14 protein-coding genes are annotated in these 19,220 nt (G+C 67.9%); 12 read left to right on the top strand and 2 right to left on the bottom strand.

Features of this window, described 5'->3' with window-relative positions:
* Nucleotides 1-392 precede the first annotated feature (392 nt).
* The 7 genes from OEJ36_RS06425 (at nt 393) to OEJ36_RS06395 (ending at nt 13,155) form a co-directional block, all read left to right on the top strand.
* Nucleotides 393-4,094, top strand: a complete 3,702-nt coding sequence (locus OEJ36_RS06425; RefSeq protein WP_263400805.1) for a DUF4132 domain-containing protein — start codon at nt 393-395, stop codon at nt 4,092-4,094.
* Nucleotides 4,088-5,185: an AAA family ATPase gene (locus tag OEJ36_RS06420; RefSeq protein ID WP_021221774.1), complete on the top strand. Its 1,098-nt coding sequence runs from the start codon at nt 4,088-4,090 to the stop codon at nt 5,183-5,185. The genes OEJ36_RS06425 and OEJ36_RS06420 overlap by 7 nt, the downstream gene beginning before the upstream one ends.
* Before the next feature lie 3 nt (nt 5,186-5,188).
* Nucleotides 5,189-7,657: a DUF5682 family protein gene (locus tag OEJ36_RS06415; protein ID WP_263400804.1), complete on the top strand. Its 2,469-nt coding sequence runs from the start codon at nt 5,189-5,191 to the stop codon at nt 7,655-7,657.
* Nucleotides 7,650-8,774, top strand: coding sequence for a VWA domain-containing protein (locus OEJ36_RS06410; RefSeq protein ID WP_263400803.1), 1,125 nt, complete (start codon nt 7,650-7,652; stop codon nt 8,772-8,774). Before OEJ36_RS06415 ends, OEJ36_RS06410 begins: the two co-directional genes overlap by 8 nt.
* Nucleotides 8,771-10,786 (top strand): SWIM zinc finger domain-containing protein, encoded by a 2,016-nt coding sequence (locus OEJ36_RS06405; protein ID WP_263400802.1) that lies wholly within the window; start codon nt 8,771-8,773, stop codon nt 10,784-10,786. Before OEJ36_RS06410 ends, OEJ36_RS06405 begins: the two co-directional genes overlap by 4 nt.
* Nucleotides 10,787-11,012: 226 nt before the next feature.
* Complete coding sequence (locus OEJ36_RS06400; RefSeq protein WP_263400801.1) at nt 11,013-12,671, top strand: nitrite/sulfite reductase; 1,659 nt, start codon at nt 11,013-11,015, stop codon at nt 12,669-12,671.
* Nucleotides 12,655-13,155 (top strand): DUF934 domain-containing protein, encoded by a 501-nt coding sequence (locus OEJ36_RS06395; protein ID WP_263400800.1) that lies wholly within the window; start codon nt 12,655-12,657, stop codon nt 13,153-13,155. Before OEJ36_RS06400 ends, OEJ36_RS06395 begins: the two co-directional genes overlap by 17 nt.
* Before the next feature lie 355 nt (nt 13,156-13,510).
* On the opposite strand, the gene OEJ36_RS06390 is transcribed toward OEJ36_RS06395, so the two are convergent.
* Nucleotides 13,511-14,089, bottom strand: coding sequence for a TetR/AcrR family transcriptional regulator (locus OEJ36_RS06390; protein ID WP_021221780.1), 579 nt, complete (start codon nt 14,087-14,089; stop codon nt 13,511-13,513).
* 109 nt (nt 14,090-14,198) lie between these two features.
* Here OEJ36_RS06390 and OEJ36_RS06385 point away from each other — a divergent pair, with 109 nt between their 5' ends.
* Nucleotides 14,199-14,636, top strand: coding sequence for a hotdog fold domain-containing protein (locus OEJ36_RS06385; protein WP_021221781.1), 438 nt, complete (start codon nt 14,199-14,201; stop codon nt 14,634-14,636).
* A 44-nt stretch (nt 14,637-14,680) separates the two neighbouring features.
* Here the strand turns inward: OEJ36_RS06385 and sohB are convergent, their stop codons facing one another.
* On the bottom strand, nt 14,681-15,706 hold the full coding sequence (gene sohB / locus OEJ36_RS06380; RefSeq protein ID WP_263400799.1) for a protease SohB: 1,026 nt from the start codon (nt 15,704-15,706) through the stop codon (nt 14,681-14,683).
* Between the two features lie 209 nt (nt 15,707-15,915).
* Here sohB and OEJ36_RS06375 point away from each other — a divergent pair, with 209 nt between their 5' ends.
* The 4 genes from OEJ36_RS06375 to OEJ36_RS06360 all read left to right on the top strand — a co-directional run bounded on the left by OEJ36_RS06375 (nt 15,916) and on the right by OEJ36_RS06360 (nt 19,072).
* Nucleotides 15,916-16,626, top strand: a complete 711-nt coding sequence (locus OEJ36_RS06375) for a histidine phosphatase family protein (RefSeq protein WP_184488021.1) — start codon at nt 15,916-15,918, stop codon at nt 16,624-16,626.
* Nucleotides 16,627-16,686: 60 nt separating this feature from the next.
* Nucleotides 16,687-17,001 carry an SCP2 sterol-binding domain-containing protein gene (locus tag OEJ36_RS06370; RefSeq protein WP_021221784.1) on the top strand — a complete coding sequence of 105 codons (315 nt, stop codon included), beginning with the start codon at nt 16,687-16,689 and terminating at the stop codon, nt 16,999-17,001.
* Nucleotides 17,002-17,208: 207 nt separating this feature from the next.
* Nucleotides 17,209-18,279 (top strand): phosphotransferase family protein, encoded by a 1,071-nt coding sequence (locus tag OEJ36_RS06365; protein ID WP_263400798.1) that lies wholly within the window; start codon nt 17,209-17,211, stop codon nt 18,277-18,279.
* A gap of 25 nt (nt 18,280-18,304) precedes the next feature.
* On the top strand, nt 18,305-19,072 hold the full coding sequence (locus OEJ36_RS06360; RefSeq protein ID WP_263400797.1) for an SDR family oxidoreductase: 768 nt from the start codon (nt 18,305-18,307) through the stop codon (nt 19,070-19,072).
* Nucleotides 19,073-19,220 lie beyond the last annotated feature (148 nt).

The following is a 19,220-nucleotide window of genomic DNA, read 5'->3' as shown; positions in this document are numbered from 1 at the left end:
TAACGCCGCCCTGCGCGGGGCCCCGGTGCCGCCCGTCCATTGGCCGGTGGGTGGATTACTGGTGGCTGACCCAGAACACCGCCGTGGCGACCACGATCAGGATGAGGCAGAAAATCGCGGCGGCATCGATGCCGCTGTCAGGGCTGGAACCTTCGGTGTGATCGCTCATGGCATCCCCTTGTTGTGGTTATGGGTGCTACGCCCACGAGTTAAGACCAGGACCGGCAACCTCTCAAGCCGAGGCGATGGCCATCTCCCCCGCCCGGTAACCCCGTGCAACGGAAAAACATGAGCCAGGCAGCAGAAACAGGCATTGACGAGGCGATGACGCAGGTCGCGCGCGCCCCGGATGAATTACCATCGGCCATCGCACCGCCAAGGACAGGTTCATCATGTTGCAGAAGTTGCTGGAAAAAATCGGCCTCTCCACCCCCGCCACCCCCTTCACCAAGCATGTCGCCGAAAGCCTCGAGGTACTCGACATCCTCGTCCCGGGCCTGGCGACCCGCGCCGCCAGCTACGTGCTCAGCGGCCGTGACGAGACGGTGCTGCTCGACCTGGGCAAGCTCAGCGGCGAAGAGGCCGTGGTCCTGCTCGACCAGCCGGCCACCATGGGCTGGTGGCACCCCTCGGGCAACGTGCGCAACGACGCGCAGAAGCACAAGAAGCGCATCAACGCCGCCGCCAACGCCCGCGCCCGCCTCTATATAGTCACCCCGGAAACCGACCCGCTGGCCCTCGCCCGCTTCGGCAAGGTGCTCGCAGCCGCCTGCCAGGGCGCCAACCTGGTGCGCACCGCCAAGGTGCCCGACTGGCTCATCTACCTGGTGGTGGACGCCCTGCACACCACCGTGAAGAACCTCGGCAACAAGCACGGCGAGGACATGCGCAAGCACTGGAACTTCACCCTGCTGACGCGCCTGCTGGCCGTGGACGAACTGCCAGTCGACGACGCCCTGCTGCTGGTCCTCGACCGCCGCGACCTGGACTTCTACCACTGGCGCGACATCGCCGCGCTGCTCAACCTGCCCGGCCTCGCCGACTACCTGCTGCAACACCCGCAGAGCACCCGCGCCCTGCCCGCCCAACTGTCGGCGAGCGGCTGCCTGAACCTGGTGCAGCTGCTCGGCTACAGCACCCTGGCCGGTGCCTATGCCGACGTGCTGGTGCGCCTGGCGGTGAGCGCGGCCAAAAGCGTTCGTGCCGCTGCTGCGCCGCAGGTCGAAGCCCTGCCGCTGGAGGTCAAGCTCAGCCATCTGCAACACCTGCTGGAAACCGGCGCCAACAGCGAGCGCGCCCAGGCCGCCGACATGCTCGCCCGCAGCGGCGAGGAGGCCCGCGCCCTGCTCCAGGCACGCCTGGAGGTGGAAAGCTCCAAGCCCGTGCAGCAGGCCCTGAGCAGTGCCCTGGCGCGCCTGGACAGCCAGACCCGCGCCCAGCAGGAGGAACTGCCCGAGGCCAGCGACTTCGAGCGCTGTGCCGAGGTCCAGCTCGGCGATGCGGTGCTGCAGCTGCTGCGCCAGAACCTCGTGGAGCTGCTGGAGGAAAGCCGCCTCTCCGCCGAGGAGGAGGTCCGCCAGAACCTCGAACACAAGCGCAAGTGGGACTGGCAGCAGAAGACCTACAAGTCGCTGCAGGCGCTGGGCGAGTCGGACCTGCGCAACGCCCTGGAGCGCCTCAACGGCGCGGCGCGCGGCAAGTTCCCGAACGGCATGGACCTGGTGCTGCAATACAAGGGGCGCCTGGCCGCCAACGCCGACGTCAACCTGCTGCACATCCTCCGCTCCCCGGCCAACCGCCATTTCAACTGGTACCAGGTTGCCCAGTGGCTCAAGGGCGACGCCCTGCAGCGCCTGGACCTGCGCACCCTGGAAGACGCCCTGCAACGCAGCGGCCACGACGACCCGGCGCGGGCCACCGCAGACATCTGCTTCGGCTGGAACTCGCCCATCGGGCAGATCGCCCCGGAGCGCGTCTGGCCCTTCTTCGCCGCGCACCCCGAGTTCATCGAAGAGGCCTTCGGCCTGCGCCCCGCTCCGGGCCGCTACAGCTACAGCGTGGCCACCACGCTGACCCTGCTGGAGCAGTTCCCCAGCCTGCCGGCGCGCTTCGTCCCCGTGCTGCTCGAACTGGCCCTGGGCAGCAGCAAGACCAACCGCGCCGAGGCCCAGCAACTGCTGGAGACCCTGCCGGACATCGGCGACCGCGCCGTGGAAGCCCTGGCTTCGAGCAAGCAGGAGATCCGCACCCTGGCCGCCGAATGGCTGCAGCGCCTGGGCTACCACGCGGCGATTCCCGCGCTGAAGGCGACCCTGGCCAAGGAAAAACGCGAGACCGTCCGCGCCGCCCTGCTCACCACCCTGGAAAGCCTCGGCGAAGACATCTCCGGCCACCTGGCTCCGGACGTGCTGCTGGCCGAGGCGCAGAAAGGCCTGCAGGCCAAGCCGCCGGCCAGCCTCGCCTGGCTCGACCTGGACCACCTGCCCGCCTGCCAGTGGCTCGACGGCACGCCGGTGGAGCCGGCCATCCTGCGCTGGTGGGTGATCCTTGCCTGCAAGCTCAAGGAGCCGGCCGGCAACGGCCTGCTCAACCTCTACCTGGAGCGCCTGGCACCCGCCAGCCGCAACGCCCTGGGCAAGAGCCTGCTGTTGGGCTTCATCGCCCAGGACACCCGCAACCCCAGCCTGGAAGAGGCCATCGCCTACGCCCAGGCCAACGTCGCGCGGCAGATGCAGAACTACCAATCCTGGGCGAAGTACTCCCCCGAGTACGCCGACATCACCCAGGAGCAGGCCTTCGAATCCCTCAAGCGCGAGCACCTGGCCAACTACCTGGGCAGCGCCATCGCCGACAAGGGCATCCTCGCCCTCACCTGGCACACCACCGCCCACGAGCAGGTGAGCCTGATCCAGGCCTACATGCGCGACCATTACCCGCGTCGCTCGCAGATCGAAGCCATGATCAGCGCCGCCGCCAACAGCAACGAGCCCCTGGTCATCCAGCTGCTGCTGTCCATCGCCCGCCGCCACCGCACCGCCTCGGTACAGACCCGGGCCCGCGAGCTGGTGGAGCAGATCGCCCAGCGCAACGGCTGGAGCGCCGACGAGCTGGCCGACCGCACCATCCCCAGCGCCGGCTTCGACGAGAGCGGCGTACTCACCCTGCACTACGGCGAGCGCCTGTTCACCGCGCGCCTGGACGCGGCGCTCAAGCTGGAGCTGTGCAACCCCGACGGCAAGGTGGTCAAGGCGCTGCCGGAACCGCGCAAGAGCGATGACCCGGCGCTGATCAAGGAAGCCAAGTCGCAGTTCTCCACCAGCAAGAAGGAGCTCAAGCAGGTGATCGACCTGCAAAGCCAGCGCCTCTACGAAGCCATGTGCGCGGCGCGCCTGTGGCCGGTGGGCGAATGGCGCGAGTACCTGCAGCAGCACCCGATCATGCGGCACCTGCTGCAGCGCCTGGTCTGGGCGGAAGTCGGTGCCGACGGCGCCACCCGCCTGTTCCGCCCCACCGAGGACGGCAGCCTGATCGACCTCGACGACGACGAAGTGGAACTGGCTGACGACAGCCGCATCCGCCTCGCCCACGCCGCGCTGGTGGATGGCGAAACGGCCAAGGGCTGGGTGCGCCACTTCAAGGACTACAAGGTCAAGCCGCTGTTCGCGCAGATGTCGCGCCAACTGCCGGAGATCGCCCCCGAAGCCGCCGACCCGGCCAGCGACAACAGCATCAGCGACCGCCTGGGCTGGCTCAGCGACACCTTCACCCTGCGTGGCGTGCTGACCAAGCTCGGCTACCAGCGCGCCGCAGCCGAGGACGGCGGCTTCTTCGACCACTACTTCAAGGAATTCAACAGCCTGGGCCTGCGCGTGAGCATCGGCTTCACCGGCAACTGCCTGCCGGAGGAGAACGTCCCCGCTGCGCTGACCCGCCTCGCCTTCGAGAAGATCGGCCGCCGCTGGTCCAGCGGCGACAACCTGCCGCTGGCCGATATCCCGCCGGTGCTGCTGGCCGAAACCTATGCCGACTACCGCGCCGCCGCCGATGCCTGCGTCGGCTTCGATCCCCAGTGGGAGAAGAAGACCCCATGGTAAGCACCGTTCTCCGCCAGGCCTCGGAACAGCATTTCGCCGAGGAACTGCAACGCCTGACCCAGGCCGACCAGCAGGCCGGCGCCGACCTGCCGCCCGGCTGGCTGCGCTCGCCGCGCTCGGTGCGGCGCTTCATCCTCGGTGACGAGGCGCTCGGCGTCAGCCGCAAGTTCTATGGCGACGACGCCCTGGTGGACCGCGCCATCGTCACCCTGCTCGGCCGCCAGGGCCTGATGCTGGTGGGCGAGCCGGGTACGGCCAAGTCGATGCTCTCCGAGCTGCTCGCCGCCGCGATCAGCGGTGACTCGATGCTCACCATCCAGGGCACCGCCGGCACCACCGAAGACCACATCAAGTACTCCTGGAACTACGCCCTGCTGCTGGCCGAAGGGCCGACCCAGCGCGCCCTCGTGGGCTCGCCGCTGTATCAGGGCATGAGCCAGGGCAAGCTGGTGCGCTTCGAGGAGATCACCCGCTGCCCGCCGGAAATCCAGGACGTACTGATTTCCCTGCTCTCGGAAAAGCAGATGATGATCCCCGAGCTGGGCGAGGCCGGGCAGTTACACGCCCGCCCCGGCTTCAACCTGATCGCCACCGCCAACCTGCGCGACCGCGGCGTGCACGAGATGTCCGCCGCCCTCAAGCGCCGCTTCAACTTCGAGACCGTGCGCCCCATCGCCGACAGCGAATTCGAAGTGGAGCTGGTGATGCGCCAGCTGCTCCGCGAGCTGGGCGACGAAGCCGGCAAGGTGACGATCGAGCGCGATGTCATCGGCCTGCTGGTCACCGTGTTCCAGGAGCTGCGTGGCGGCACCACCCGCGAAGGCACCGCGATCAAGGCTCCGGACGCGGTCATGTCCACCGCCGAAGCGGTCAGCGTCGCCTATGCCGCCGCCCTGGAAGCCCGCTACCTCGGCGACGGCCGCCTGACCCCGGCCGAGCTGGCGCGCCAGCTGCTGGGCGTGGTGTTCAAGGACAACCGCGACGACGCCAAGCGCCTGCGCCACTACCTGGACAGCGTGGTGCGCGAGCGTGCCCGCCGCGACGACCGCTGGAAGCACTTCTTCGACGCCAGCAAGGGCCTGTGGGACTGACCCATGCCGCCCGCACACAGCCCCGGCGCTGACCCGCGCCTGCCCGCGCGGCTGCAGGCCGCCGAGCGCAACCGCCAGGCATTGGCTGCGGCCGGCCTGCATTTCGCGCCGCTGCGCCACCACAGCCCGGCCTGCGCCTTCGCCCTGCGCGCGCAGCTGGACGAGCTGCGCCCGGCGGCGGTGCTGATCGAGGGGCCGGCCGACTTCGACGCCCTGCTCCCCGACCTGCTCGACCCGCGCAGCCGCCCGCCCCTGGCGATCCTCTCCCAGCACCGCAACGGCGTCTCGGGCGATGCGCCGCCGCGCTCGGCGTTCTTCCCCTTCTGCGACTACTCGCCGGAATGGCAGGCCCTGCGCGAAGGCCATCGCCTCGGCGCGCAGCTGGCCTTCATCGACCTGCCCTGGGCCCGCCAGGAAGCCGCCGAGGAAGACCCGGAACAGAGCCGCAGCCTGATGGCCGAGCGCTACCTGGCCCACAGCGACTACATCGCCGCCCTGGCCCGCGAGGCCCATTGCCGCGACCACGACGAACTCTGGGAGCACCTGTTCGAACTGCGCGACGCGGACGCCCTGGGGGACTGGCGCGCGCTGTTCGGCGACGCCTTCGCCTGGTGCTCCATGGCGCGCCTCGACTATGAGGACGACGTGCTCGCCGCCGAAGGCTCGCTGGCCCGTGAAGCACACATGCTCGCCTGCATCCGCGACTGGCGCGCGCGTTGCGACGGCCCCCTGCTGGTGGTCACCGGCGGCTTCCACACCCTCGCCCTGGTGGAGGCGCTGGCCAGCGACAGCCCGCCCGCCGCCACACCCACCGCCAGCGGCGACAGCCAGGCCTGGCTGATCCGCTACAGCTTCGACCGCCTCGACGCCCTCAATGGCTATGCCTCGGGCATGCCCTCGCCGGCCTACCACCAGCGGGTCTGGGAGGCGCTGCTGGAAAACCCGGCCGACGGGCTGGCGCGCCAGCGCATCGCCGCCCGCATCCTCAGTGCCATCGCCGCCGAAACCCGCGAACGGCAACTGGCCGATGCCCTGTCCTTCGCCAGCGTCAGCCAGGCCGCGCAACAGGCCGCCGGCCTGGCCACCCTGCGCCAGCACCCGGGGCCGGGGCGCTACGACCTGCTGGACGCCATCCACTCCTGCTTCGTCAAAGGCAGCCTGGACAATGGCCAGGCCGCCTTCCTCGCGGCGGTGAAGAACCAGCTGGGCGGCAACCGCCTGGGCGATGTTCCACCCTCCAGCCTCGCCCCGCCGCTGGTGGAGGAAGCCCGGCGCCTGGCCCTCGGCCACCGCCTCGACCTCAGCGACAGCCTCGCCCGCCGCGCCCGGCTGGACCTCTACCGCAAGCCCCGTCACCGCGCCCGGGGCCGCTTCCTGCACCTGATGGCCTACCTGGACAGCGGCTTCGCCCGGCACCTGGGCGGCCCGGACTTCGTCAACGGCACCGGCCTGGACCTGCTCTTCGAGGAATGGGAATACGCCTGGTCGCCGCTGGTCGAGGCGCGCCTGATCGAGCGCTCCGAACTGGGCAGCAGCCTGCGCGAAGTCGCGGTCCGCCGCCTGCTGGATGAAGAGCAGGCCTTGCAGACCAGCGGCCAGGGCCGCAGCGCCAGCCGCGCGGTGAAACTGCTGGCGCGGGCCGGCTCCATCGGCCTCGGCGAACAGCTGCCGCGCTTGTTCGAGCGCCTGGCCGAACACCTGGAAGAAGACCCCGAGCTGGCCTCGGTGGTGACCTGTGGCCAGCGCCTGCTGCACCTGTGGCGCGGCCGCGAGCTGCTGGGCCTGGACGGCTACCCGCAACTGCCGGAGCTGCTGCAGCGCATCCTCCCCGCCACCCTGTTCCTGCTGCCGGGCCTCGCCGACTGCGACGCCGACCGTGAAGGCGCCGCCATCGACGCCCTGCTCGGCCTGCGCGAATTCCTCCACCTGGGCAGCAGCCAGGCCGGCCTGGCCCACCAGGAGGCACCGCTGCACGAAACCCTCGATCGCCTGCAAGCCGTGGCCCCCGCCGGCATCGCCGGTGCCCTCGACGCGCTGCGCTTCATCGATGGGCGCAGCAGCGAGGAACAACTGGCCGCAGCCCTGCAACGGCGCTTCGGCCCCGGCGCCGACAGCGAAGGCGCGGTGCGCTACCTGACCGGGCTGCTGCAGGCCGCGCCGGAGCTGATCCTGCGGGTGGACGACCTGGCCCTGGGGCTCAACACCCTGGTGGCCAACTGGGACGAGGCCACCTTCGTCCGCCACCTGCCGGACCTGCGCCTCGCCTTCACCCGCCTCAAGCCCCGCGAAACCGGGCGCCTGGCCGATCACCTGGCCGGGCTCAACGGCATCGCCGGGGCCGCCCTCGACAGCGCCCACCACGAACTCGACAGCCACGACCTGCTCGCCGGCGCCGCCCTGCAGCTGGCGCTCAAGCGCTCGCTGGAGCGCGACGGGCTGCTGGCCTGGGCCCAGGAGACCCACCATGAGTGACCTGGAAGCCGCCCGCCGCTGGCGCCTGATCCTCGGCCGCTACGCCGACCGCGCGCTGCACGAAGCGAAGTTCGACGCCGCCGACGCGCGCCTGGAGAAGACCCTCGACTACCTCTACAACCGCGAGTACCAACGTCGCGGCCACGTCCAGGGCGGGCGCGGCGGCTCGCTGGACGACAGCCAGCTGACCGCGCTGAACTGGCTGGAGCAGGCGCGCACGCTGTTCCCCCGCTCCACCTTCGAGCGCCTGCAGGTGCAGGCCATCGAGCGCTACGAGATCAGCGCCCTGCTCACCGACCCGAACAGTCTGGCCACCCTCGAACCCAGCCCGGCGCTGGCCAAGGCCCTGCTCGGCGTGCGCGGCCGCCTGAGTGCGGACACCCGCGATGCCGTGCGCCAGCTGATCACCCGGGTGGTGGAGGAAATCCTCCAGCGCCTGCGCAACCGGTTCACCAACGCCCTGCACGGACGGCGCAACCGCTTCCGCCGCTCGCTGGTGAAGAACGCACAGAACTTCGACTGGCGCGCCACCATCGCCGCCAACCTCAAGCACTACGACCCGCAGCACAAACGCCTGCTGATCGAATCGCCACGCTTCAACGCCCGCGTCCGCCGGCAACTGCCCTGGGACATCATCCTCTGCGTCGACCAGAGCGCCTCGATGCTCGACTCGGTGATGTACAGCGCCATCTGCGCCAGCATCCTCGCCAGCCTGCCCAGCGTGCGCGTGCGCCTGGTGCTGTTCGACACCCAGGTGGTGGACCTCAGCCACCTGGCCCACGACCCGGTGGAGGTGCTGCTCACCGTGCAACTGGGCGGCGGCACCGACATCGGCAAGGCCATGCGCTACTGCGAGCAACTGGTGGAGAACCCGCAACGCACGGTGCTCACCCTGATCAGCGACTTCGAGGAAGGCGCCGCCGTGGGCCCGCTGCTGGCCTGCGTGACGCGCCTCAACGAAGCGCGGGTCAGGCTGCTCGGCCTCGCCGCCCTGGATGACGGCGCCCAGCCGGTCTACGACCCGGCCATGGGGCAGCGCCTCGCCGACCGCGGTATGCAGATCGCCGCGCTGACCCCGGAGCATTTCGCCCAGTGGCTGGCCGAGGTGATGCAATGAGTGCCTGGCAGCAGCGCTACCGCAGCTACGACGATGCCGCGCTGGAGGTGCTGGCCAACGCCGGCCTGCTGCGCCGCGCCACCAAGGACGTGGAGGCCGGCAAGCTGCGCTGGCTGGAGAACGACGACCAGGGCGGCCTGGTGGAAGCCGACGGCCAGCAGGTGCGCCTGGACGGCAGCGGCGTCGATGCCGCGCGCTGCACCTGCCCCGCCAACGGCTGCTGCAAGCACATCCTCGCGGCCGTCATCTGGCTGCGCGAACAACCCGCCGATGCCGCCGGTGACGATGCGACGGAAGAGGACGCCGACCTGGCGCTGCGCGACGCCCTGGCCCAGGACCCGCAACAGCTGCAGAAGCAGGCCGGCAAGGCCGCCACGCGCAAGGCCCGCCAATGGCTGGGCGAGCTGGTCGAGGCGCGGCACCAGAGCCACGGCCGGCGCCTGGCCATCCAGCTGCCGGCGCTGGCCTGCGAGGTCACCTACCTGGCCGGCGGCGGCTTCGACGGCATGCTCTCGGAAACCCGCGAGAGTGAGCGCAAGGCCCTGCACCTCGCCGCGCTGGCGCTGCTGTTCCAGGCACAGGGGCAGCCCTGGGCCTGGCCGGCGGACAGCGAGCCGGCGCCGGCCGACCCGCTGCAACTGAACGCACCGGAGCAGGAATTGCTCGCCAGCGTCCAGCACCTGCTGCAGGAGCTGCTGCGCCAGGGGCTGTCCCACGCCAGCCAGGCCAGCGCTGTGCAATTGCGCATGCTCAACCTGTCCGCCCGCACCGAAGGCCTGCCGCGCCTCGCCGCCCAGTTGCGCACCCTGGGCGGGCAGATCAACCGCCTGGCCAACCGCGACGACCACATCAGCGAGCGCGAAGCCCTGGTGCAGATGGCCCAGGTGCACGCCCTGGCCAGCGCCCTGCAACGTGCCGGCGCCGAACACCTGCCCGCCCTGCGCGGGCGCCTGCGCCGCGACTACCAGGCCGGCGCCCAGCTCGACCTGCTGCCCCTGGGCGCCCACTGGTGGACCACCCCCGGCGGCGCCCGCGGCCTGACCCTGGCCTTCTGGGACCTGCAGGCCGGCGACGTGCTGGAAGCCAGCCTGGCCCGTCCGGATAACAGCGACCCGGGCTTCCGCCGTGAAGCGGTGTGGGCCCAGCAGGCGCTGTGGAAATCCACCCCGCAGCAGCTGTGCCAGGCGCCCCTGTGCCTGACGGCACCGCGCCAGGCCGACGACGGACGCCTGGCCGCCCACGGCGACAGTCGCAGCCAGGCCCAGCCCCGCTGGCCCGCAGCTGATGCACGCCTGGCCGAGATCGGTATCGGCCGCTGGAGCCAGCTGCGCGAACAGCTCGAAGACAGCGCCGCCCTCAGCGCGGAGGCCCCCACCAGCCTGCTGCTGCGCCCGGCCCGTTGCCAGGAGGCGGTGCTCGATGAAGTGCGCCAGGTGCTGTGCTGGACGCTGGAGGACGACCAGGGCGAGGCCATCACCCTGGAGCTGCTGTGCACCGCGGAGCGGCGCGAACGCCTGGACAACCTGGAACGGGCGCAGAAGGCCCGTGACGACATCCGCGCGGTGCTGGTGCGGCCGAGCCTGGATGGCCGGCGCCGGACCCTGGAGCCGCTGGCGCTGCTGATCGCCGGCAGTGGCGAGCTGCGCTGCCTGTCGCTGGATTTCGAATCGGTGATCCGTGGCGGCCTGAGCCTCAACCGCCGCCTGTTCGAGCGCATCCAGCGCCTGCTCGACCGCCAGCGCCCCGTTGCCGCCACCCAGGAAGCGCCTGGCCTGGCCGCGCGCCTGGTGGAACCGGCCCTGGACGTGCTGGAGTCCCTGGCCAGTTGTGGGCGCCAGCAGCTCTCACGGCACCAGCGCGAGGTGCTGCAGCAGCAGGAAGTACTGGCCAGCGCCGCCGGCGTCGAGCTGCTCGCCCAGCACCTGCGGCAGCTGCGCGAGCCCCCCGAACTGCCTCCGCAGGCGCTGCTGGCCAGCAGCCATCTGATGAGCCGTCTGCTGGCCCTGGGGTAAGGGCCGGCGGCGGTGCATTCCACCAGTCGAGAACCATTCTCGCCTTAGTGCCAGTTGGGGTGGGCGTGGTTATGCTTGGTCGCGCACTTATGCATTCCAGTTCTTTACATATACTCAAACATCACTTTTGCGCATAAACCTGAGCTGGTATCTTCCCCCGGCTCCGACAGGAGTGCGCGGCCGTGCGCGCAGAAAAGCTGTAAGCAGCCTGACAACAGGACATTTCATGTACGTATACGACGAGTACGATCAACGGATCGTCGAGGACCGCGTCAAGCAGTTCCGCGATCAGACCCGCCGCTACCTGGCCGGCGAGCTCTCAGGCGAGGAGTTCCGTCCCCTGCGCCTGCAGAATGGCCTGTATATCCAGCGCTACGCGCCGATGCTGCGCGTAGCCGTGCCTTACGGCCTGCTCTCCTCCACCCAGGTGCGCAAGCTGGCGCAGATCGCTCGCGACTACGACAAGGGCTACGCCCACATCAGCACCCGCCAGAACGTGCAGTTCAACTGGCCGGAGCTGGAGGACGTGCCGGAGATCCTCGCCGAGCTGGCCACCGTGCAGATGCACGCCATCCAGACCAGCGGCAACTGCATCCGCAACACCACCACCGACCAGTTCGCCGGCGTCGCCCATGACGAGCTGGTGGACCCGCGCCCCTGGTGCGAGATCATCCGTCAGTGGTCCACCTTCCACCCCGAGTTCTCGCACCTGCCGCGCAAGTTCAAGATCGCCGTCAATGGCGCCGTGAGCGACCGCGCCGCCATCGAAGTGCACGACATCGGCCTGGAAGCGGTGAAGAACGAAGCCGGCGAGCTGGGCTTCCGCGTCTCCGTCGGCGGCGGCCTGGGCCGTACCCCGATCGTGGGCAGCTTCATCAACGAATTCCTGCCCTGGCAGCACCTGCTGAGCTACCTCGACTCCATCCTGCGTGTGTACAACCGCTATGGCCGTCGCGATAACAAGTACAAGGCGCGCATCAAGATCCTGGTCAAGGCGCTGACCCCGGAAGTCTTCGCCGAGCGCGTGGAAGCCGAATGGGCGCACCTGAAGGATGGCCCGACCACCCTGACCGAAGCCGAAGTCGAGCGCGTCGCCAAGCACTTCGTCGACCCGGCCTACAAGGCCCTGGACGACCAGGCCGCCGCCCTCGCCCAGCTCGACGCCGAGCACCCGGGCTTCGCCCGCTGGCGCCAGCGCAACGTAGTGGCCCACAAGAAGCCGGGCTACGCCGCCGTGACCCTGTCGCTGAAGCCCACTGGCGTCGCCCCGGGCGATGTCACCGACAAGCAGCTGGACGCCATCGCCGACCTGGCCGACCGCTACGCCTTCGGTGAAGTGCGCAACAGCCACAACCAGAACATCATCCTCGCCGACGTCGAGCAGGCTCAGCTGTTCACCCTTTGGGGCGAGCTGCGCGAGCAGGGCTTCGCCACGCCGAACGTGGGCCTGCTGACCGACATCATCTGCTGCCCGGGGGGCGACTTCTGCTCCCTGGCCAACGCCAAGTCGATCCCGGTGGCCGAAGCCATCCAGCGCCGCTTCGATGACCTGGACTACCTGTTCGACATCGGCAACCTGGACCTGAACATCTCCGGCTGCATGAACGCCTGCGGCCACCACCACGTGGGCCATATCGGCATCCTCGGCGTGGACAAGAAGGGCCAGGAGTTCTACCAGGTGTCCCTCGGTGGCAGCGCCGGCCGCGAAGCCAGCCTGGCGCAGATCCTCGGCCCATCCTTCGCCCAGGAAGCCATGCCCGACGTGATCGAGAAGATCATCGACGTCTACGTGGAGAAGCGCACCGAAGAAGAACTCTTCCTCGATACCTATCGCCGCATCGGCATCGACCCCTTCAAGGAGCGCGTATATGCAGCGAATAATTAAGAACAACCAGGTCATCGACGAAACCTGGCACCTGCTGGACAAGGACGCGACCCTCGACGGCATGTCCAACTGCGACGACCTGATCGTGCCGCTGGCCCTGTGGCGCGATCACGCCCACGCGCTCAAGGCCCGCGACGGCGGCCTCGGCGTGTGGCTCGATGCCGACGAGGAGATCGAAGAGATCGCCGACCAGCTGAACAACTTCAAGGTCATCGCCCTGAACTTCCCGGCCTTCACCGACGGTCGCCACTCCTCCACCGCCTACCTGCTGCGCGAGCGTTATGGCTACAAGGGTGAAGTGCGCGCCATCGGCGATGTGCTGCGCGACCAACTGTTCGCCCTCAAGCGCTGCGGCTTCGACGCCTTCGCCCTGCGCGCGGACAAGGACCCCTACGACGCCCTCAAGGCCTTCGAGGACTACTCCGAGGTCTACCAGGCCTCCAGCGACCAGCCCCTGCCGCTGTTCCGCCGCCGCTCGGCCTGAGCCGCGCCCAATAAAAAGCCCCGCATATGCGGGGCTTTTTATTGGGCGCGAACCTGCCGATGTAGCCCGGGCTTCAGCCCGGTGCGCACGCCGTTTCATGGGGCGAATCATGTGCCAGGCCAGGCATCGCTTGGTGGATGAAAAGAGCGCCATCCACCCATCGGTCAGCACCGTGGGTTGGATCCGCGCCGTAGGATGGGTAGAGCGTAGCGAAACCCATCACCGCAAACGCCGGCTCGCACCCGACCTACAGGCCGCAGGGCTGCCCCCGGCACGGTGCCCCCTGGCGGCATCGCCTGGTGGATGAAAAGAGCGTCATCCACCCTACGTACTACCGATCACACCGAACGCTCTTTCACGCCCGCACGCTTTCCCAGGCGACCTGGGCCAGCAGGTCGCGGCAGTCGGCGAGGCTGCTGCGGGTGCGGCCGGCCAGCCAGTTGCGGGCGAAGTCGTGGGTGGGGCCGATCACCACCGAGGCAAAGCAGTCCTCGGGCAGCGCCCGCAGCGCGCCGGCTTCGCGATGGGCCTGCAGCGCCGCGAGGATGCGTGCATGGTGCTCGCGGTTGGCCTCGCGCAACTGCTCGCCCACCTCGCCCGCCTCCACCCGCGAGCGGCTGTGCAGGACGAAGCGCGCCCAGTCGGGGTTGGCCACCACCCAGTCGATGTACGCCGTCACCAGCAGCTTCACACAGGCCTCGGCATCGGCGGCCTTGGCGAAGCCTGTCTGCAACAGCTCGGCGTACTGGCCGACCCCGGCCAGGTAGAGCGCGCCGATGATCCGCTCCTTGTTGCCGAAGTGGTGGTAGAGGCTGCCGATGCTGGCGCCGGAGCGATCACGGATCATCTCGATGGTGGTGGCGTCCACGCCTTCCTCGGTGAAGCACTGGAGGGCGGCCTGGAGGATGTCGTCTTTGCGCGAGGAACGAGCCATGGAACTCCCGATGCATGACTAGAATATAATTCTAGAATTCTTTTCCAATTTTCATATACTGCTGCGGCGCGCGCTCATCTTCAATCCACTCACGAGAGAATCGGAACCCATGAGCCAGATGTTGCAGATGTTCCAGCAGGCCGGTGCGGCGCAGTTCAGCGCCATGATCGGCCAGGTCGCCCCCTACTTCGCCAGCATCGCCCCGCAGTTCGTCGAACTGCGTGCCGGCTACGCCGAGATCACCTTTCCCAAGCGCCGCGAGGTGCTCAACCACATCGGCACCGTGCACGCCATCGCCCTGTGCAACGCCGCCGAGCTGGTGGCCGGCACCATGACCGACGCCTCCATCCCCGCCGGCACCCGCTGGATTCCCCGTGGCATGACGGTGGAGTACCTGGCCAAGGCCAGCGGCGACGTGCGCGCGGTGGCCGATGGCAGCGCGGTGGACTGGTCCGTCCTGGGCGACATCAAGGTGCCGGTGATGGCCTATGTCGGCGACACCGCCGTACTGCGCGCCGAGATCACCATGTACCTGAGCAAGGCTTGAAACACAGAGGCCCGGATCGCTCCGGGCCTCTTTCTTTCATTCATTCACTGCCAGAAGCGCTGCTGGCTGAGGCGACCCCACCAGTTCAGCAGCACCCGGTCGACGGCCGCGCTGGCGGCCAGGCCGAAGCGCTCCTGCAGGCTCTTCTTCTCGACGAAGTTGAGCAGGAACATGTCGGCCTCGCGGGCACGCTCGCCGAGGTATTCGTCGCTGGTCTTCAGCTCGTCCACCAGTTGCTTGTCCAGCGCGGCCATGCCCAGCCAGACCTCGCCGGTGGCCACTTCATCGATGGCCAGTTGCGGGCGGTAGCGGGCGACGAAGTTCTTGAACAGCTCGTGGGTGGTCTCCAGGTCTTCCTGGAACTTCTCCCGGCCCTTCTCGGTGTTCTCGCCGAACACGGTGAGGGTGCGCTTGTACTCGCCGGCGGTGAGCACCTCGAAGTCGACGTCATGCTTCTTCAGCAGGCGGTGCACGTTGGGCAGTTGTGCCACCACGCCGATGGAACCGAGGATGGCGAAGGGCGCGGAGAGCACCTTGTCGCCGATGCAGGCCATCATGTAGCCGCCGCTGGCGGCGACCTTGTCGACGCACACGGTCAGCGGGACGCCCGCCTGGCGGATACGCGCCAGCTGCGAGGAGGCCAGGCCGTAGCTGTGGACCATGCCGCCACCGCTTTCCAGGCGCAGCACCACCTCGTCGGCCGGGGTGGCCAGGGTCAGCAATGCGGTGATCTCGTGGCGCATCTGCTCGGCGGCCGAGGCCTTGATGTCGCCGTCAAAGTCGAGGACGAAGACCCGGGGCTTCTGCTCGCCGGCCTTCTTCGCCGCCTTGGCGGCCTTGGCCTCGTCCTTGCGCAGGGCCTTGATGCGGTCCTTGTCCAGCAGCGAATGCTCCAGACGCTCGCGCAGGCCTTTATAGAAGTCGTTGAGCTTGGTCACCACCAACTGGCCGCCACCGGCGCGCCGTCCCCGCCCGCGTACAGCGGCCACCGCCACCAGGACGACCAGGATGGCCACCACCAGCGTTATCGTCTTGACGAGAAAGCTCGCGTAATCGGCTAAGAACTCCACAACACCCCCTTTGGGATCGACTGGCGCCCGCTCTGGCAGGCGCGAAACCGGCCAAGCATACCCGCCCGCGCCGGTCATCCACCAGCGACGGAAAAACCCCTTAATAAATAGCGGGAATGCATTCAAACAAGCGTATGTTTTTTCGTTGACAGCCCCGGAGCTTCCTCATAACCTCGCGAAACTTTCAACGTCCCGGGACGGCAGCGTACGTGGGCAGCATCTACCTGATCCGACATGGCCAGGCTTCATTCGGCGCCGATAACTACGACGTGCTTTCCAGCGTCGGAGTTCGCCAGGCCGAAGTACTGGGCGATCACCTCGCGAGCCTCGGCCTGCGCCTCGATCGTTGCGTCGCGGGCAGCCTGCAACGCCAGCAGCACACCGCCGAAGCCGCACTGTCGCGCTTCCGCGCCGCCGGCCTGGACGCCCCCGCCGTGGACACCGACCCGGCCTTCAACGAATTCGATGCGGACGCCGTGATCCGCGCGCTGCTGCCCAGCCTGCTGGAGCAGGAGCCCGAAGCCCTGCACATCATGCGCAACGCCCCGCAGAACCGCGCCGAGTTCCAGCGCCTGTTCTCCAAGCTGGTGCTGCGCTGGGTGGCCGGCGACTACGACAACGCCGAGCTGCAGAGCTGGCAGGCCTTCCACGACCAGGTCGCGGGCGGGCTGGAGCGCGTGCTGCAACACGCCGAAAGCAAACAGAACATCGCGGTCTTCACCTCCGGCGGTACCATCACCGCCCTGCTCCACCATGTGGCCGGCGTGCCGGCGGACCGCGCATTCGAACTCAACTGGCAGATCGTCAATACTTCGCTCTCACGCCTGAAGTTCCGCGGCAGCGAAGTGGCGCTAGCTTCCTTCAACAGTCATGTGCATCTGGAACTGTTGAAGGCGCCGGAGCTCATCACCTATCGATGAGCACGGCCCACTGCGCCCCAGAAGGGGCGCTAGAAAAACCTGAAAATAAAGGAAAGAACCATGACCACAGTTGCTGACATCGTCAAAAACATGCAGTCCAAGTTCAACGCCGGTGCCGCCGCTGGCCTGGACCTGGTATTCCAGTTCAACATCGAAGATGGCGACAACCACTACCTGGTCGTCAAGGACGGCACCTGCGACGTACAGCAAGGTGATGCCCCGAACCCGAACGTCACCCTGATCATGTCCACCGAAACCCTGGTTGGCATCATGACCGGCGAAACCGACGGCATGCAGGCCTTCATGGGCGGCAAACTGCGCGCCGAAGGCGACATGATGCTCGCCATGAAGCTCGGCGAGCTCTTCCCGGTCTAAGCTTCGAGCTGACCAGGAACAGAGAAAACCGGAGTCCCAGGGCTCCGGTTTTTTTTCGCCCGGCGCAGGTGAATCCGGGCTAATCAGGCAGTTTGATTGTGCTGCAACACGCCTGCCTATAACGGCCCTTCGCCCTTGTGACGCCATCCGGGCGGCATTAGATTAGCGAATAGTCTCGGGCCCTCATCATAAGTAGAAGGGATAAGCATGACGCTTACTGATCAGTCCACCCGCATCCGCGAAGGCGAAGAGCTCGACGCCGCGGCCATCGATCCTTACCTCAAGGCCAACATCCCCGGCCTGACCGGTACGCCGCGCATCAGCCAGTTTCCCGGTGGTGCCTCGAACCTGACCTACCTGCTGGAATACCCGGAGCGCGAGTTCGTCCTGCGTCGCCCGCCCTTCGGCCACAAGGCCAAGTCCGCCCATGACATGGGCCGCGAGTTCCGCATCCTCAACCAGCTCAACGACGGTTTCCCCTACTGCCCGAAAGCCTACGTGCACTGCACCGACGAGTCGGTGATCGGTGCCGAGTTCTACGTGATGGACCGGGTCAAGGGCGTGATCCTGCGGGCCGACGTGCCGGCCGAGCTGGGCCTCGACGAAGCCAAGACCCGCGAGCTGTGCAAGAGCTTCATCGACAAGTTCGTCGAACTGCACAACGTCGACTACAACGCCTGCGGCCTGGGTGACCTGGGCAAGCCGGAAGGCTACGTGCAGCGCCAGATCTCCGGCTGGAGCGACCGCTACGAGAAAGCCCTGACCCCCGACGCCCCCACCTGGGAGCCGGTCAAGGCCTGGCTGCGCGAGAAGATGCCCGCCGACCACCACAAGCCGGCGATCGTGCACAACGACTACCGCTTCGACAACGTGATCCTCGACCCGGCCAACCCGATGAACATCATCGGCGTGCTCGACTGGGAGCTGACCACCCTCGGCGACCCGCTGATGGACCTGGGCAACACCCTCGCCTACTGGATCGAAGCCGCCGACCCGGCCCCGGTGCAGCTGATGCGCCGCCAGCCCAGCCACCTGCCGGGCATGCTGAGCCGCCAGGAGTTCGCCGACTACTACGCCGAGCGCGCCGGCCTGCCGCCGATCACCAACCTCGACTTCTACTACACCTACGGCCTGTTCCGCCTGGCCGGCATCGTGCAGCAGATCTACTACCGCTTCTTCCACGGCCAGACCCAGGACAAGCGCTTCGCACAGTTCATCCACATGAACAAGCTGCTGGAGCAGATGAGCCTGCAGGTCATCGGCAAATCACGGCTGTAACACGGCTCACAACAAGGGGAACCCCATGTCCAAGACCAACCTGTTCGACCTCGACGGCAAGATCGCCTTCGTATCCGGCGCCAGCCGTGGCATCGGCGAGGCCATCGCCAAGCTGCTGGCCCAGCAGGGCGCCCACGTGATCGTCTCCAGCCGCAAGATCGACGGCTGCCAGGCCGTCGCCGACGCCATCGTCGCCGAGGGTGGCAAAGCCACCGCCATCGCCTGCCACATCGGCGAGATGGAGCAGATCCAGAGCGTCTTCGCGCAGATCCGCGAGCAGTTCGGCCGCCTCGACATCCTGGTCAACAACGCCGCCACCAACCCGCAGTTCTGCAACGTGCTGGACACCGACCTGTCGGCCTTCCAGAAGACCGTCGACGTGAACATCCGCGGCTACTACTTCATGTCCATCGAAGGCGGCAAGCTGATGAAGCAGAACGGCGGTGGCAGCATCATCAACGTCGCCTCCATCAACGGCGTTTCCCCGGGCGAGTTCCAGGGCATCTACTCGGTGACCAAGGCCGCCGTGATCAGCATGACCAAGGTCTTCGCCAAGGAATGCGCGCAGTTCGGCATCCGCTGCAACGCCCTGCTGCCGGGCCTGACCGACACCAAGTTCGCCTCGGCCCTGACCAAGAACGACGCCATCCTCAACGTCGCCCTGCAGCGCATCCCGCTGAAGCGCGTGGCTGACCCGAGCGAAATGGCCGGTACTGTGCTCTACCTCGCCAGCGACGCCTCCAGCTACACCACCGGCGTGGCACTGAACGTGGACGGCGGCTTCCTCTCCTGAGGAAACCCCACCCATGAAAAAGGGAGCCTGAATGGCTCCCTTTTTCTTTTCTGCATCCGAGCGCCCTTATGGGGCTCTGGGCGACCTGCAGGTTGGGCTGAGGTACGAAGCCCAACGCAGCGAAGCCGACCCATGCACGCTGGGCCTG

It is taken from the genome of Pseudomonas sp. PDM13, from assembly GCF_025685765.1.
Classification (GTDB): Bacteria; Pseudomonadota; Gammaproteobacteria; order Pseudomonadales; family Pseudomonadaceae; genus Metapseudomonas; species Metapseudomonas solani.
The sequence above is the reverse complement of the archived record's forward strand: the minus strand, read 5'-3'. Positions and strand labels throughout refer to the sequence as shown.

What these genes read in the sequence shown, in the direction of transcription:
- OEJ36_RS06395 (WP_263400800.1), top strand. Translation starts at nt 12,655, where the DNA reads ATGCAGCGAATAATTAAGAACAACCAGGTCATCGACGAAACCTGGCAC.
- OEJ36_RS06385 (WP_021221781.1), top strand. Translation starts at nt 14,199, where the DNA reads ATGAGCCAGATGTTGCAGATGTTCCAGCAGGCCGGTGCGGCGCAGTTC.
- OEJ36_RS06365 (WP_263400798.1), top strand. Translation starts at nt 17,209, where the DNA reads ATGACGCTTACTGATCAGTCCACCCGCATCCGCGAAGGCGAAGAGCTC.
- OEJ36_RS06370 (WP_021221784.1), top strand. Translation starts at nt 16,687, where the DNA reads ATGACCACAGTTGCTGACATCGTCAAAAACATGCAGTCCAAGTTCAAC.
- OEJ36_RS06400 (WP_263400801.1), top strand. Translation starts at nt 11,013, where the DNA reads ATGTACGTATACGACGAGTACGATCAACGGATCGTCGAGGACCGCGTC.
- OEJ36_RS06420 (WP_021221774.1), top strand. Translation starts at nt 4,088, where the DNA reads ATGGTAAGCACCGTTCTCCGCCAGGCCTCGGAACAGCATTTCGCCGAG.
- OEJ36_RS06415 (WP_263400804.1), top strand. Translation starts at nt 5,189, where the DNA reads ATGCCGCCCGCACACAGCCCCGGCGCTGACCCGCGCCTGCCCGCGCGG.
- OEJ36_RS06390 (WP_021221780.1), bottom strand. Translation starts at nt 14,089, where the DNA reads ATGGCTCGTTCCTCGCGCAAAGACGACATCCTCCAGGCCGCCCTCCAG.
- OEJ36_RS06425 (WP_263400805.1), top strand. Translation starts at nt 393, where the DNA reads ATGTTGCAGAAGTTGCTGGAAAAAATCGGCCTCTCCACCCCCGCCACC.
- OEJ36_RS06360 (WP_263400797.1), top strand. Translation starts at nt 18,305, where the DNA reads ATGTCCAAGACCAACCTGTTCGACCTCGACGGCAAGATCGCCTTCGTA.
- OEJ36_RS06405 (WP_263400802.1), top strand. Translation starts at nt 8,771, where the DNA reads ATGAGTGCCTGGCAGCAGCGCTACCGCAGCTACGACGATGCCGCGCTG.
- OEJ36_RS06410 (WP_263400803.1), top strand. Translation starts at nt 7,650, where the DNA reads ATGAGTGACCTGGAAGCCGCCCGCCGCTGGCGCCTGATCCTCGGCCGC.